The sequence below is a fragment of the Vibrio sp. 10N.261.54.A5 genome (genome assembly GCF_041471145.1).
GTDB lineage: Bacteria > Pseudomonadota > Gammaproteobacteria > Enterobacterales > Vibrionaceae > Vibrio > Vibrio crassostreae_C.
The window spans coordinates 17,350-31,407 of the sequence record NZ_JBFRNU010000006.1 but is presented as its reverse complement, the minus strand read 5'-3'; the positions used below and the strand labels follow the sequence as shown (position 1 = coordinate 31,407).

Annotated in this window: 14 protein-coding genes; 11 read left to right on the top strand and 3 right to left on the bottom strand. The window is 45.0% G+C overall.

Going from position 1 to position 14,058, the window contains the following annotated elements; genetic code table 11:
• The first annotated feature begins 50 nt into the window (after positions 1-50).
• The 7 genes from rbfA (at position 51) to AB4329_RS01270 (ending at position 7,435) form a co-directional block, all read left to right on the top strand.
• Complete coding sequence (rbfA, locus tag AB4329_RS01300) at positions 51-464, top strand: 30S ribosome-binding factor RbfA (protein ID WP_017059232.1); 414 nt, start codon at positions 51-53, stop codon at positions 462-464.
• Positions 464-1,417 carry a tRNA pseudouridine(55) synthase TruB gene (truB, locus tag AB4329_RS01295; protein ID WP_017059233.1) on the top strand — a complete coding sequence of 318 codons (954 nt, stop codon included), beginning with the start codon at positions 464-466 and terminating at the stop codon, positions 1,415-1,417. Before rbfA ends, truB begins: the two co-directional genes overlap by 1 nt.
• A gap of 213 nt (positions 1,418-1,630) precedes the next feature.
• The gene (gene rpsO, locus AB4329_RS01290; RefSeq protein WP_010436144.1) at positions 1,631-1,900 is read left to right on the top strand and encodes a 30S ribosomal protein S15; all 270 of its coding nucleotides are present in this window, start codon (positions 1,631-1,633) and stop codon (positions 1,898-1,900) included.
• A gap of 378 nt (positions 1,901-2,278) precedes the next feature.
• Positions 2,279-4,399: a polyribonucleotide nucleotidyltransferase gene (gene pnp, locus AB4329_RS01285; protein ID WP_372137583.1), complete on the top strand. Its 2,121-nt coding sequence runs from the start codon at positions 2,279-2,281 to the stop codon at positions 4,397-4,399.
• 124 nt (positions 4,400-4,523) lie between these two features.
• A complete protein-coding gene (gene nlpI, locus AB4329_RS01280) occupies positions 4,524-5,447 on the top strand; it encodes a lipoprotein NlpI (RefSeq protein WP_017059235.1) in 924 nt (307 codons plus the stop codon).
• A gap of 153 nt (positions 5,448-5,600) precedes the next feature.
• Positions 5,601-6,008 (top strand): MarR family winged helix-turn-helix transcriptional regulator, encoded by a 408-nt coding sequence (locus AB4329_RS01275; RefSeq protein WP_017056675.1) that lies wholly within the window; start codon positions 5,601-5,603, stop codon positions 6,006-6,008.
• Positions 6,009-6,097: 89 nt separating this feature from the next.
• The gene (locus AB4329_RS01270; protein ID WP_017065966.1) at positions 6,098-7,435 is read left to right on the top strand and encodes an MATE family efflux transporter; all 1,338 of its coding nucleotides are present in this window, start codon (positions 6,098-6,100) and stop codon (positions 7,433-7,435) included.
• A gap of 85 nt (positions 7,436-7,520) precedes the next feature.
• On the opposite strand, the gene AB4329_RS01265 is transcribed toward AB4329_RS01270, so the two are convergent.
• The 3 genes from AB4329_RS01265 to AB4329_RS01250 all read right to left on the bottom strand — a co-directional run bounded on the left by AB4329_RS01265 (position 7,521) and on the right by AB4329_RS01250 (position 11,651).
• Complete coding sequence (locus AB4329_RS01265; RefSeq protein ID WP_017059237.1) at positions 7,521-8,399, bottom strand: U32 family peptidase; 879 nt, start codon at positions 8,397-8,399, stop codon at positions 7,521-7,523.
• Positions 8,400-8,417: 18 nt separating this feature from the next.
• Entirely contained in the window at positions 8,418-9,431 is a 1,014-nt protein-coding gene (locus tag AB4329_RS01260; RefSeq protein WP_017068227.1) for a peptidase U32 family protein, read from the bottom strand.
• A 180-nt stretch (positions 9,432-9,611) separates the two neighbouring features.
• Positions 9,612-11,651 (bottom strand): bifunctional diguanylate cyclase/phosphodiesterase, encoded by a 2,040-nt coding sequence (locus tag AB4329_RS01250; protein ID WP_017059239.1) that lies wholly within the window; start codon positions 11,649-11,651, stop codon positions 9,612-9,614.
• Positions 11,652-11,909: 258 nt separating this feature from the next.
• On the opposite strand from AB4329_RS01250, the gene AB4329_RS01245 reads away from it, so the two are divergent.
• From AB4329_RS01245 to rimI, 4 genes are all read left to right on the top strand, one after another.
• On the top strand, positions 11,910-12,437 hold the full coding sequence (locus AB4329_RS01245; RefSeq protein WP_029235120.1) for an SCP2 domain-containing protein: 528 nt from the start codon (positions 11,910-11,912) through the stop codon (positions 12,435-12,437).
• Positions 12,421-12,924 (top strand): GNAT family N-acetyltransferase, encoded by a 504-nt coding sequence (locus tag AB4329_RS01240; protein ID WP_017063279.1) that lies wholly within the window; start codon positions 12,421-12,423, stop codon positions 12,922-12,924. Before AB4329_RS01245 ends, AB4329_RS01240 begins: the two co-directional genes overlap by 17 nt.
• Positions 12,925-13,122: 198 nt before the next feature.
• Positions 13,123-13,521: a DNA polymerase III subunit psi gene (locus tag AB4329_RS01235; RefSeq protein WP_017063280.1), complete on the top strand. Its 399-nt coding sequence runs from the start codon at positions 13,123-13,125 to the stop codon at positions 13,519-13,521.
• Positions 13,514-13,969 (top strand): ribosomal protein S18-alanine N-acetyltransferase, encoded by a 456-nt coding sequence (gene rimI, locus AB4329_RS01230; protein WP_017059243.1) that lies wholly within the window; start codon positions 13,514-13,516, stop codon positions 13,967-13,969. The genes AB4329_RS01235 and rimI overlap by 8 nt, the downstream gene beginning before the upstream one ends.
• Positions 13,970-14,058: the final 89 nt, after the last annotated feature.

Genomic DNA, 14,058 nt, shown 5'->3' with positions numbered 1-14,058 from the left:
GGGGGGCTGGTAATTACCAAGCCCCCCATCTTTCTAAGTGAGAAAAGAAAATGTCAAAAGAATTTAGCCGCACACAACGTGTGTCTCAGCAGCTTCAAAAAGAGCTTGCTCTTATCCTACAACGTGAAGTTCGTGACTCACGTATTGGTATGGTAACTATCTCAGACGTAGAAGTGTCTCGTGACCTTGCTTACGCAAAAGTGTTCGTGACTTTCCTGTGTGTTGGTGAGCAAACTCCTGAATCATGCCTTAAAGCTCTTAAAGAGCATGAAGTGCCAGTTCGTATGGCTCTTGGTAAGCGTATTCGCCACCGTCTAACGCCTGAAGTTCGTTTTACTTACGACAACACACTAGTAGAAGGCATGCGTATGTCTAACCTAGTAAGTGAAGTTCTGAACGATGATAAGCGTAAGCAAGAAGAAGCTGGCCGCACTGACGAAGCTCAGTCTAAGGGCGAAGAGTAATGGCTCGCCGTCGTAAAGGTCGCCCTATCAACGGGGTAATTCTATTAGATAAGCCGACTGGCATTTCGTCTAATGATGCACTGCAAAAAGTAAAGCGTATTTACTTTGCAGAGAAGGCAGGGCACACCGGTGCTCTGGATCCTCTTGCGACTGGCATGCTGCCAATTTGTCTTGGTGAAGCAACGAAGTTCTCTCAGTTTCTTCTAGATTCTGATAAGCGCTACGTTGTTATCGCTAAGCTTGGTGAGCGTACCAATACCTCTGACTCTGATGGTGAAGTGGTAGAGACACGTGATGTTAACGTGACTCAAGAACAGCTTGAACGTTGCATTGCGAGCTTCAAGGGTGAAACCGATCAGATACCATCAATGTTTTCGGCATTGAAGTATCAAGGTAAGCCTTTGTACGAATACGCACGTGCAGGTATCGAGGTTCCTCGTGAGTCTCGTAAGATCACTGTGTACTCTATTGAACTGCTTCGCTTTGAAGGTGATGAAGTTGAAATGGAAGTGCATTGTTCGAAAGGCACATACATCCGCACAATTACCGACGACCTTGGTGAAATGCTAGGTTGTGGTGCTCACGTGACCATGCTTCGTCGTACAGGTGTCGCAAAGTACCCATACGAGCGTATGGTGACTTTGGAGCAGTTAAACGAGATCCTAGAGCAAGCACAGGCGCAAGAAATTGCACCGAAAGAGCTGCTTGATCCACTGCTGATGCCAATGGACACTGCCGTTGAAGACTTACCAGAAGTAAACCTGAACGCGGAACTGACTGACCTAGTTCAGCACGGTATGCCAGTTCAGGTTGCTGGTGCGCCAACTGAAGGCACGGTTCGTATGACAAGTGGCGAAGAGAAGCTGTTTGTCGGCGTAGCTCAGATTGCTGAAGATGGCCGAGTTGCACCGAAGCGTTTGGTTGTTTTCAGAGATGAAGAGCCACAAGCGTAGCGCTTACATCGGATCTTAGCGCTGAGTCGTGAAAAGCGAGCAAATAAGATAGAAAGCGAACGCCTAATTTAGGTGGTTCGCTTTTTTCGTTTTTAATGGGTTCGATTGTTATTGCACCAACTGACAAACTTCCCTATAATCCTCGGCTCGCGTAGCGGCTGAATCAGAGATTGGCTGCTACAAATATAAACTTACTCTTATCAGGAGAGAATTATGTCTCTGAATGCAGAAACTAAAGCAGCAATCGTTGCAGAATACGCACAATCTGAAGGCGACACAGGTTCACCAGAAGTACAAGTAGCACTACTTACTGCTTCTATCAACCACCTACAAGGTCACTTCAAAGCGCACAAACACGATCACCACAGCCGTCGTGGTCTACTACGTATGGTTTCTAGCCGTCGTAAGCTTCTTGATTACTTGAAAGGCAAAAACCTTGCTCGTTACCAAGACCTAATCAAGCGTCTAGGCCTACGTCGCTAATAGCGATGTCTGCAAAGACAGTTTGAAGAAAAGGAGCATTTATGCTCCTTTTTTTGTGCCTGTAAGAAAATGCTAGGCTGGATGCTCAGAATATCATCTGGCTTTTTCTGATAGGAAATATATCTCCTAATAAAAATAGTTTATACTACGCCCGCCTATAGCGTTTTCAGCGTTTGGCAATCAACCTCTCAAGAGATTACAGTCACAGATGTCGGCCAATAGGTCGCGACTATTCAAAGGCGGATTTGGTCTTAATTCGGCGTATGAACACATACAAAGAGTCACCATCCTAAGTCCCTTTTCACTAGTCGCGATTGGTAATGTCTTGAGTCATTATTCACTTAATCTAAAGTCTGACTTTAGAGCTAAGGATATACAATGTTTGAAAAACCAGTTGTAAAATCGTTCCAGTACGGTAACCACACCGTTACTCTAGAAACGGGCGTAATTGCACGTCAAGCTACTGCTGCTGTAATGGCGACTATGGACGATACTTCAGTATTCGTTTCTGTTGTTGCTAAGAAAGAAGCAGTTGCAGGTCAAGACTTCTTCCCACTAACAGTAAACTACCAAGAGCGTACATACGCTGCGGGTAAAATCCCTGGTGGTTTCTTCAAGCGTGAAGGTCGTCCATCTGAAGGCGAAACACTAACAGCTCGTCTGATTGACCGTCCAATTCGTCCACTTTTCCCAAGTGCGTTTAAAAACGAAGTTCAAGTTATCGCTACGGTTGTTTCTATCAACCCTGACGTAAACCCAGACATGATCACTATGATCGCAACATCTGCTGCGCTTGCTATCTCTGGTGCTCCATTCAATGGTCCTATCGGTGCTGCACGTGTTGGTCACATCGACGGCGAACTTGTTCTTAACCCATCAAATACTGAGCTTGAAAACTCTAAACTAGACCTAGTTGTGTCTGGTACAGAAGGCGCAGTACTTATGGTTGAATCTGAAGCAGATAACCTATCTGAAGAAGAAATGCTTTCAGCTGTTGTTTACGGTCACGACCAACAACAAGTTGTAATCAAAGCAATCAACGAGTTTGCTGCTGAAGTTGCAACTCCATCTTGGAACTGGGAAGCACCAGCAGTTAACACTGAGCTTAAAGCTCAAGTTGCTGAACTTGCTGAAACTCGTCTATCTGACGCGTACCAGATCACTGAGAAAATGGCTCGTTACGAGCAAGTTGGCGTAATCAAGAACGACGTTGTTGAAGCTCTAATTGCACAAGACGAAAACCTAGATGAGCGCGAAATCCGCGGCATGCTTGGTTCTCTAGAGAAAAACGTAGTACGTAGCCGCATCATCGCTGGCAACCCACGTATCGATGGCCGTGAAAAAGACATGGTTCGTGCGCTAGACGTACGTACTGGTGTTCTTCCACGTACACACGGTTCTTCTCTATTCACTCGTGGTGAAACTCAAGCACTTGTTACTGCAACGCTTGGCACACAACGTGATGCTCAAATCATCGACAGCCTGATGGGTGAGAAGAAAGACAACTTCCTTCTACACTACAACTTCCCTCCATACTGTGTAGGTGAAACTGGTTTCGTTGGTTCTCCTAAGCGTCGTGAAATTGGTCACGGTAAGCTTGCTAAACGTGGTATCCAAGCAGTAATGCCTTCTGTTGAAGAATTCCCATACACAGTTCGTGTTGTATCGGAAATCACAGAATCTAACGGTTCTTCTTCAATGGCTTCTGTATGTGGTACATCTCTAGCTCTTATGGATGCTGGTGTTCCAATCAAAGCTTCTGTTGCGGGTATCGCAATGGGTCTTGTTAAAGAAGGCGACGATTTCGTTGTTCTTTCTGACATCCTTGGCGACGAAGATCACCTAGGTGACATGGACTTTAAAGTAGCAGGTACTAACGCTGGTATCACTGCACTTCAAATGGACATCAAGATCGAAGGTATCACTAAAGAGATCATGCAAATTGCACTTAACCAAGCGCAAGGTGCACGTAAGCACATCCTTTCTGTAATGGATGAAGCTATCTCTGGTGCTCGTGAAGATATCTCTGAATTCGCTCCACGTATCCACACAATGAAAATCAGCTCTGATAAGATCAAAGATGTTATCGGTAAAGGCGGCGCAGTTATCCGTGCTCTTTGTGAAGAAACTGGTACTACAATCGAAATCGAAGACGATGGCACAATCAAGATTGCTGCTACTGAAGGCGCAGCTGCTAAAGAAGCTATCCGTCGTATCGAAGAGATCACAGCTGAAGTTGAAGTTGGCCGCATTTACCAAGGTAAAGTTGCTCGTCTAGCTGACTTCGGTGCATTCGTTACTATCCTTCCAGGTAAAGATGGTCTAGTACACATCTCTCAAATCGCTGACAAGCGCGTTGAGAAAGTGTCTGACTACCTAACTGAAGGTCAAGAAGTTCCTGTTAAGGTTCTTGAAATTGACCGTCAAGGCCGTGTACGTCTAAGCATGAAAGAAGCAGTTGAAACGCCAGCTGAAGGCGAAGCACCTTCTGCTGAGTAATTCTCAGTGTGTCGATGGTGATATCGCTTTTTAGTGATTTCTAACCTATCGTCAACAAAGCATGTTATAAAGGGGAGCATATCGCTCCCCTTTTTTATTGCGGTCATAACAGGAGTAATTATTTGTGAAATGGTTTCAAACCGCGAGTATGTGTTTACTGCTTGTACTAACAGGTTGTGCGACAACATCAGATAACACCTCAAGTTGGGTTTATCCACCGATGGCTGTGCCACTGCAACCAAGCGTTCAGCAAGAAGTTCAAATTGCACGTCTTAGTCAGTTATTACAGCGCCCAGATTTGAACGATGAAGTTCGAGCTAAGATGCTGTTTGAACGTGGTAACTACTACGACAGTGTTGGCCTGCGTGATCTCGCGCGTCTCGACTTCAACCAATCTCTTTCATTGAACCCTGCTCAACCTGATATCTTCAATCTTTTGGGTGTTTACTTTACGCAGGTAGGGGAGTTTGATGCGGCTTATGAATCTTTTGATTCTACGTTAGAGCTTGATCCTGCAAACTCTTACGCAGAAAGGAACCGCTCTATCGCGCTTTACTATGGCGAGCGTTACGACTTAGCCAATGAAGAGATGATGAAGCACTATGCCGACGATCCTAGCGATCCGTTTCGCGCTCTGTGGTTGTACATCATTCAGCATGAGCTGACGCCAGAGCAGGCTAAGCTTGATTTGCAAAAACGTTACGAGAGCCGTGATGAGCAGTGGGGTTGGGTATTAGTCGCGATTATGCTTGATGACATTACTGAAGAGCAGGCTTTCAAGGCGATCTTAACCGGTACTCGTGACAACACGTTACTTGCGCAGCGTCTAACAGAGACGTACTTCTACCTTGCTAAGCGTTACCATATGAATGGTGATTACGCGAATGCTATCTCTTTGTACAAGTTAGCGGTTTCTTTTAACGTGTATGAATACGTAGAACATCGTTACTCTTTCTTAGAGTTAAGCCGTATCTTCACCACACTTAAAGCTGAGCACTTAGCGCAAGTTAAGCTGGCTGAGGCCGAAGAAGAAGCCAACGCTAAGTAAGCAACACATTTTGATTCCGAAAAGCCGCTGTCTGTCAGCGGTTTTTTTATGCTCCTTTTTTATGATCTTCATCTCGTTTTGATTGCTTTTTATTTAAACAACACTAAAATAGTTAGCCTTGCTAACTAAATGCTATTCTTTGATTAGGTGAGTATGCTGAACCAGAATTTAGAAAAGATTGAGCGCTTCGCCTCTAAGATATGGCGCACTCAGGTAAATGAAGATCCTATTTGCCAATTGAGCTTCAATGAATATGACTATTTGAAGGTCATTCAAGCCTCTCCTGAACCGATCCGATTGACAGATCTGGCGATTGAAATGCAAGTAACCAAGCCTTCAGCAACTACTATGGTTCAAAGGTTAGAGAGAAAAGGTCTCGTTGAGCGTAAAGCTTCGCTCGAAGATGCGAGGTCTAAGTTGGTCGTACTGACCAGCAAAGCGGAAGTCGGCTTGGAAGAAGAAAGTAAGATCTATCAGGTCATGGCACAGATACTGGAAAGCCGTTTGTCTGAGCAAGAATCTCAGCAGTTAAACCTATTATTAAATAAAGCTTTAAAGTAAATAATTTAGATATTTAGTTAGCCTTGTTAACTAATTTTTCGAGTCATATCTTGTTGATATGCGACTCACAAATGAAAGTAGAGTAAGAAATGAGTAACTCAATTAGTCGTCAATTTTGGCGATACACAATCCCTACCGTGGCGGCCATGTTGGTTAATGGCCTGTACCAAGTGGTGGATGGCATCTTCATTGGCCGCTATGTGGGGGCTGATGGACTTGCAGGTATCAATGTTGCGTGGCCTGTGATTGGTTCGATTCTTGGTATTGGTATGTTGGTGGGTGTGGGCACAGGTGCGCTTGTCTCGATTCGCCAAGGTGAAAAAGATACTCAAGGCGCTAAGCAGATCTTAGCAACGGGCTTAACCTTGTTGTTAGCGATAACGCCTATTGTCTCTGCATTGCTGTTCTTGTTTGCTGATAACTTCTTGCTTTGGCAGGGCGCTGAAGGGCGAGTGTATGAACTTGGTCTGCAGTACTTACACATTCTGATTGGTGCTAGTGTCTTCACGCTAGGTTCGATCGCGATGCCGTTTCTACTGCGTAACGATGACAGTCCGAACTTAGCGACGATACTGATGATCGTTGGTGCGGTGATTAATATCGTGCTCGATTACCTGTTTATCGCTCTCTATGGCTGGGAGTTGATGGGTGCAGCATTAGCAACAGCGATTGCCCAGTTTGTAGTAACGGCTCTCGGCTTGGCTTACTTCTTCTCGCGTCGAGCAAACCTACGTTTACGTTGGAATGAGTTGAGATTGAAGCTGGATGTGATTCCACAAATCTTCGCCATTGGTACATCAAGCTTCTTTATGTACGCTTATGGTTCGATGATGGTGGCGTTGCACAATGCGTTGTTCTCTCAATATGGCGACCAGTTGATGATCGGTGCTTACGCGATTTTGGGCTACATCGTGACGGTTTATTATCTCACGGCTGAAGGTATCGCCAACGGCATGCAACCATTGGTGAGCTACAACCATGGTGCGCGTAACCAAGCAAACATCCGCAAGCTACTTAAGATTGCGATGATGAGTTCGGTATTGATTGGTGTGGCGTTCGTGCTGCTTCTCAATGCGTTCCCACGTGAGTTTGTATCAGTATTTAACTCAGACGAACCTCAGTTGGTTGAGTACACCGTGTTGGGTATTCGCCTTCACATGTTTGCACTGGCTCTGGATGGCTTCTTGGTAGTCGCAGCTGCTTACTATCAAGCGGTGAACAAGGGCAGCAAGGCGATGTTTGTGACTATAGGTAATATGCTTATCCAACTACCGTTCTTGTACATTATGCCTAAGTTGTATGGTGTGCCGGGGATCTGGATTGCGTACCCACTGTCTAACATCGCACTAAGTGTGGTGGTGATGGTAATGCTCTACAAAGACTTAAAGAAGCTCGATGCCTCACCGATGGAAACAGCGACGGCATAGGCCGTGTTTCTTAAGTCGCATTAAAAAGGTCTAGCGAACGCTAGACCTTTTTTGTATCTGTTGCTGGTTAGTCCAATGCGAGGAACTAGATGTTCTTAACGTCTAAACCTGCAAGCTGATGCCAGTAACCATTACATTGGCGGCTTTCAATCTTCATCGGTTTTTGACCTTGCTCGTTCGCTCTGAAGTTATTGATTTCAGAGAAGGTATCGATACCGAGAGGGCTTAAACGAACCACATCAACCAGGTCGTGCATGTTCGGTAAATCATTGACTAGGTTGTAGCAGTAGCCTGATTGCGTCTGAATACCGTTAAGGTTGAAGACTGATTGGCCTTCTTGGCTTTCTACTTGTAGCCCTGTTGGGTACTTGATACAGCAGGTTTCGCAATCGTCTTTAGCTTTGTTTTCAGCGCGAGCGGTAAAGCAGCGTGCTGAGTAAGCAAGCGGCAGGTAGCCGTGGCTAAACACTTCAACTTCGAACTTGTTACGAATATTTAGCTCTTCGCACTGGGTCATTACGTTGCTTAGCCATTCGCGAGAAAGCTCAACCGGCATACACCAACGCGTCATGCCTTGTTTCAAGAATAGGTTCAGGGTGCGTGCGTTGTAGGTGTTTACTGCCGGGCCAACCACGAAAGGTACTTTGCTTTCGCTGGCCAGTTGAATTGCAGACACATCATTGGCTTCGATCGCAAAGTCACCGTTATCGATGTACTTCTTCATGATGTTGACTTCGCTTGGTGCTTCTAGCAATGCCATGGTGGAAAGTACGACTTGCTTACCTGAAGCCGACAGCTCTTTAGCAATGTCCATCCAGTGTTTCGCTTTCATCTCACGACGCTTTGAACACACCGCTTCACCTAGGTAGATGATATCGGCTGAGCTTGATTTCGCTTGCTCATAGAAGCTTTCAACGTCTTGTTTTGGCCAAAAATAAAGTAGAGGGCCTAATGCGTATTTCATTGAGTTCTCCATTTGGCTCTATTGCCATTTACGGTGATAAGCGCCAAGCGTGGTTTGTGTACCTTCCGATACATTCGCCAGTGTCGCATTCCAAGCTTGTTCCACTTGGTATTGTTCTGGGTTCGCTAAGTAGCGATCGATAGCTGCGCGCCACGTGCGAGTGACTTGTTCAACATAAGCCGGGCTGCGTTGGCGACCTTCAATCTTCACTGAGGCAACGTTTGCCGCGAAAAGCTCAGGCAACATGGATAGCGTGTTGAGGCTGGTTGGCTCTTCAAGTGCGTGATAGCGCTTACGTTCACCATCGATCTCGGCTTCAAAGCGGCCTTTACACAGCGTTGGGTAACCTGCGTTCTCACCTGCTTCATACTTATCGATAAGGATTTCGTTCAAGCGAGACTCGAGGCCAGTTTCTGTTTCTTGCCAGCGAACGTATTTTGCGGGAGAACAAGCACCAACGGTATTTGGTGATTCGCCTGTCATGTATGAAGAGAGGTAGCAACGGCCTTCTGCCATGATGCACAAGCTACCAAAAGCGAATACTTCAAGGTCAACGTCAGAAGTGATGTTACGAGAAAGCTGTTTGACCTGATGAATCGACAACACACGCGGTAGTACGACACGCTTAACGTTGAAGTTTTTATGGTAGAAGTCGATAGCCGCCGCATTGGTCGCAGATGCTTGCACTGATAGGTGCAGTTCGAGATCTGGATACTTATTTGCTGCGTACTCAAGCACCGCGATGTCTGCGATGATCAACGCATCAACACCCAGAGCAGCGGCGTTGTCTACGGCATTAGTCCAACGGTCGAAGCCATTTGGGTGAGCAAACGTATTTAGGGCAACATGAATTTTCTTGTTGTGGTCATGCACATACTGCACAGCACGATCGAGCTTTTTACCCGCAAAGTTTAGGCCTGCAAAGTGTCGGGCATTGGTATCGTCTTTGAATCCGATATAGACAGCATCCGCACCACAATCAATAGCGGTTTTCAAAGCAGGTAAGTTACCCGCTGGGCATAAGAGTTCCATTTGCTCACTACCAGTAGAATTAAGTTGAAGCGAGCATTTTATGAAGAATTGTGAATGACGGAATTGATGTAAGGCAGGTTTAGATGGATAAATCTGCTTTTACTCCGTTTGAGGTACTGACGAGTGGTAGTTTTGTGTGTTGCTTTGGTTTTGAATGAGGTGCGTATTGGAATCGTCTAATCAGTTCTTATGACGGCGGTTTTGAGCAAACAACTCTTCGACATCTTGTTTTGGTTGCGGACGATAGAAGTGGAAGCCTTGAATCGAACTACAGTTGAGGTTAGACAGCAGAGTCGCTTGCTCACTGGTTTCGACACCTTCTGCAACCACGGTCAAATCGAGAGATTTACCTAGGTTGATGATGTTTTCAATTACGGTAATTTGCTTTGGTAGGGTATCGATATCAGAGATGAAAGCACGGTCTATTTTAAGCTCATCAATTGGGAAGCGAGCAAGGTAAGACAGTGAAGAGTAACCTGTACCGAAATCATCAATGGAGAGAGCAAAGCCAAGTTTCTTGATGGCGTTAAGCATTTGAAGTGTGTGTTCACTATCACTCATTACCGCGCTTTCCGTTAGCTCAAACGTAATCGCACTTGGATCAAGCTCGGTCGAACGCAGCAATTTTTCCATATAATCAATCAGCTTTGGGTTACCAAACTGTTCTGGAGATAGGTTGATCGCGACACGACCTGGAAGGATACCTTGCATCTTCCAGCGCTTAACCGTAGCAAACACTTCACGCATTACCACTCGGCCAAGTTGTTCAATAAGTCCAGCTCGCTCTGCCACAGGAATGAACGCAGCAGGACTGATATAACCTTCGACAGGGTGCTTCCAACGTACTAGAGCTTCAGCGCCGTTGATGGTGAAGTCACGGGCATTCACTTTTGGTTGATACCAAACCTCAAGTCCATTTTGTTGCAGCGCCTTTTGTAGCTCTATCTCAAGCCACAGTCGCATGCGCGCTTCTTTGTTCATCTGTTCGTTGAACTTGATCAGGCGGTTGCGACCACGATCTTTGGCTTCATACATTGCTGTGTCTGCATTTTGCAGCAAGATACGAGCATCAGTCCCATCTTGAGGAAAACTCACGCTACCAATTGAGCAGGCTAAGCGTTTGCTAAAGTGGTGAAGATCGAAGGGTTGGTTGATAAGGGATATGATCTTTTCAGCGAGCATTTCAGGTGTTCGCTGATGTTCAGGTTCTGGCAAGATAATACCAAACTCATCCCCGCCTAAATGCCCAATCACGGCCTTACGAGGCAGTAAGCGTTTAAGGCGCGAAGCGACCTCTTTTATCACCTTGTCACCGATGTGATGACCAAGTGAGTCATTGATATTCTTGAAGTTATCAATGTCTAAGTAGAGCATCACCACCGGCGTATCGTTGTGAATGAACTGCTCAAGACGCTTAGTAAACCCAACTCGGTTGTAGAGCTTGGTCAGTGCATCTATGTAGGCATCTTCACTGTTTGCTGGTGTGTATTGTTTTGCGGTTTCTTGTGCGTCTTGAATAAGCACCAGCTGAGTGTTGCTTCCAAGAACGGTGGTGGAGTCGATGTTGAGCTGGACCTTACGTTCAAAGCCGCATCGCGCACCCGTTAAGCAAACCAAACCAGACTCAGAAATAATAGAGCTGAGGTTATTATTGAAGACTGTTTTGGTTTGTTCATCGATAAATAGGCGTCCCAGCTGTTCGCCAATTAACTCTGTGGTTGAGTTAAAGCCAAGCAGGCGCGCTGCCGCTGGGTTGGATGACAAGATATAGTCACTTTCAACGAGCAGTAATCCGTCAGGGAGTAGTTGAGATAGTTTGTGGAATTTGGCTTCGGATTCTTCTAAAGAACGGACAAGTACTTGGTTTTCTGATGTGTCGAAGGCGTGAAAGACGATGTAGTCGGTTTTGTTGCCATTGGTAAGCGGAGATAGGCTGAAATGAAGGCTGGTATCGAGGTCTGTTTCGTTGAGGGTGACTTCGGCCTCAATCGTTTCGCCACTGAATGCACGCTCATAGTAAGGCTTGAGATGTTGGTAGAACTGTTCGCCCAATGTTTGGCGATCATTCATGCCTGCAAGCTCTGTTTGACTCAAACCAGCAATATCGCAGTAACGCTCATTCACCATAAAATAGTTATGTTGAGCATCAAGTACTGCAAAAAAGAACGGACTATTTGCAGTTAGCTGGGTAAACCAATGTTGTAGTTGTTGGGGAGGCATCAAAGTACTACCAATTCTCCAAGAGCTTGAATATTCACTATCGATAAATATTTATTACTTTTTGTGTGGCTATCGATATTTACCTGTGAGTGCAGCGATCCGCTGTAATTCTCATTACCTGAGTTACTATAACTGTGATTTTCAGGATATTAAAGGTCGAGTATCAAACAGAAGTTAATTTGATACATAACAGTAACTGAGATCTCAACATCATCTATGATGCATTCCATATTATTGACAAAGTTACGGATAAGTCACGTGATAAACAAGATTCGCACTCAACTAGTTCAAAATGCCGCATCAATTTTGCGATCTCCAGTCCAGTTATTGCCTAAAACAGTACAAAAAAGAGCCTTATTGGAGGCGCTTAAGAATGTATTCAAGGAAGCTTTAGAGGACGGTGACTTTGAGTTTTTAGAAGACAAATGGCTGAAAGTCTCAATAAAAGACATGGGGTTAAGTTGGTGTATTAGCTACAAAAATGAGCAACTGGTTGTAGCTGATAAAGAGGTGGTTGAAGATGTAAGCTTTAGCGGCAATCTTAACGATCTTGTGTTGATTGCGGGGCGTAAAGAAGACCCAGATACGCTTTTCTTCCAACGTAGACTGTCTATTGAAGGCGATACCGAGCTCGGTTTAGAAGTTAAAAACTTGATGGATAGCGTAGATTTGGACTTATTGCCGACTCCTATGAAAACTTTGTTAAATCAATTAGCTGATTTTGTGCAGAAGGGAGTACAATCCCCAGATACACAAAGTGAGGTAATGAATGCTTATTCGAACTGAAGCACCGGCAGATATACTTGTCATTGATCGTTTATTGAAATCTGTTTTTGAAACAGATGCAGAAGCTAACTTGGTTATGAGCTTGCGTGAGAATAGCCATTTAACGCTATCGCTGGTGGCTTGTTCTGATGAAGGCGAGGTGGTTGGTCACCTGATGTTTAGCCCTATCACTCTTGATGGCGACGATCATAACTGGCAAGGGCTTGCGCCTCTCGCTGTGAAAGAAGAGTTCCGCAACCAAGGCATTGCCAAATCTCTAGTTGAAGATGCGTTTTCCACTTTGGTTGATTTTGGTTACCCAGCTTGCGTTGTGTTGGGTGACCCTGCTTATTACAGCCGCTTTGGTTTCAAGGCTGCGAGCGAGTTTGGCCTGAGTTGTGTTTGGGATGTGCCTGAAGGTGCTTTCCAAGCGATTGAATTGGTAAACGGTGCGTTTGCTGGACATGCTGGTGAGATTGCTTACAGCCCCGAGTTCAACGACTTATAAGCTGATTTATCACGCAACAAGATACAAACTGATTTAGTCTAAATAAAGGAGCTTGATGCTCCTTTATTTTTTGTTAGTATCAGCCCTGCTCTAATAAGCGCTCTTTCAATAGAGGCAGCTTTCACAAAACTAGTTCTAACAAACTTCTGGTTTCAATAAACTTTGGCTCCAATAAACTTAAGGTTACTACCGCTAGATATGTCACAAACACACGCGCAATACCTACATGAGATGGGCATTAGCCAATGGGAACTAAGTCACCCAGAGCGTTTAGCAGGTTATGAATCTGAATTGACTCCGCTCTCGAGCGATTGCAAGTTACTGTTGGTTTCGCCTGAAAAACCTCAGGAAGATCTCGCCGTGATGTTTGAGCGAGTACTCAAAAGTATCAAGCTCGACTTATCTCAGGCTTTACACCTTCAACCGCAACACTTGTCTACTGTGGATTTAGGTTCGGTTGAGTGGATATGGTTTGCTGGTTGTGAGTCGGCTCAAGAGCTGAAGGCTAAAACACTTCAATCGCCATTACTGTCTGACATTAACGGTAACAACCAACACCGCCGCGACTTATGGCAACAAATTTGTGCTTATGACTAATCAATTTTTACCGACTTCACAACAACACCTAGACGCCATTTGGAAGATAGAGCAGGCCGCGCATTCTCACCCTTGGTCTGAAAATATGATCCGAGATCTTGATAGCCGAGGCGCTTGTCATCATGTCCTTGAAGTTGATGGACAAGTGGTGGGCTATTTCTTCGCTCAAAATATTGTTGGTGAAGTGACGCTGCTTAATATTGCGGTAGACCCAAGCAAGCAAGGCAAAGGTTATGGTAAGGCACTAACTGAACATTTCCTTGATATATGTGAACAAGCTGATGCTGAAAGCGCTTGGCTGGAAGTTCGCGAAAGTAATGTGAACGCGTTTAATCTTTACGAAAAGGCAGGCTTCAACGAAGTTGATCGCCGTCGTAATTACTATCCAACTAAACAAGGCAACGAAGATGCCATCATTATGAGCTATCTTTTTATGTCTTTTAGCTAGTCATGTTACGTCTTTTCGCTAACTAGATAGCTAATCACAAAATTAGCCAAAAAATAGGGTGTAAACTGACCCTTTAGAAAGTGATACGC

What these genes read in the sequence shown, in the direction of transcription:
- truB (WP_017059233.1), top strand. Translation starts at nt 464, where the DNA reads ATGGCTCGCCGTCGTAAAGGTCGCCCTATCAACGGGGTAATTCTATTA.
- AB4329_RS01235 (WP_017063280.1), top strand. Translation starts at nt 13,123, where the DNA reads ATGTCACAAACACACGCGCAATACCTACATGAGATGGGCATTAGCCAA.
- AB4329_RS01250 (WP_017059239.1), bottom strand. Translation starts at nt 11,651, where the DNA reads ATGCCTCCCCAACAACTACAACATTGGTTTACCCAGCTAACTGCAAAT.
- rpsO (WP_010436144.1), top strand. Translation starts at nt 1,631, where the DNA reads ATGTCTCTGAATGCAGAAACTAAAGCAGCAATCGTTGCAGAATACGCA.
- AB4329_RS01240 (WP_017063279.1), top strand. Translation starts at nt 12,421, where the DNA reads ATGCTTATTCGAACTGAAGCACCGGCAGATATACTTGTCATTGATCGT.
- pnp (WP_372137583.1), top strand. Translation starts at nt 2,279, where the DNA reads ATGTTTGAAAAACCAGTTGTAAAATCGTTCCAGTACGGTAACCACACC.
- AB4329_RS01275 (WP_017056675.1), top strand. Translation starts at nt 5,601, where the DNA reads ATGCTGAACCAGAATTTAGAAAAGATTGAGCGCTTCGCCTCTAAGATA.
- rimI (WP_017059243.1), top strand. Translation starts at nt 13,514, where the DNA reads ATGACTAATCAATTTTTACCGACTTCACAACAACACCTAGACGCCATT.
- rbfA (WP_017059232.1), top strand. Translation starts at nt 51, where the DNA reads ATGTCAAAAGAATTTAGCCGCACACAACGTGTGTCTCAGCAGCTTCAA.
- AB4329_RS01260 (WP_017068227.1), bottom strand. Translation starts at nt 9,431, where the DNA reads ATGGAACTCTTATGCCCAGCGGGTAACTTACCTGCTTTGAAAACCGCT.
- AB4329_RS01265 (WP_017059237.1), bottom strand. Translation starts at nt 8,399, where the DNA reads ATGAAATACGCATTAGGCCCTCTACTTTATTTTTGGCCAAAACAAGAC.
- AB4329_RS01270 (WP_017065966.1), top strand. Translation starts at nt 6,098, where the DNA reads ATGAGTAACTCAATTAGTCGTCAATTTTGGCGATACACAATCCCTACC.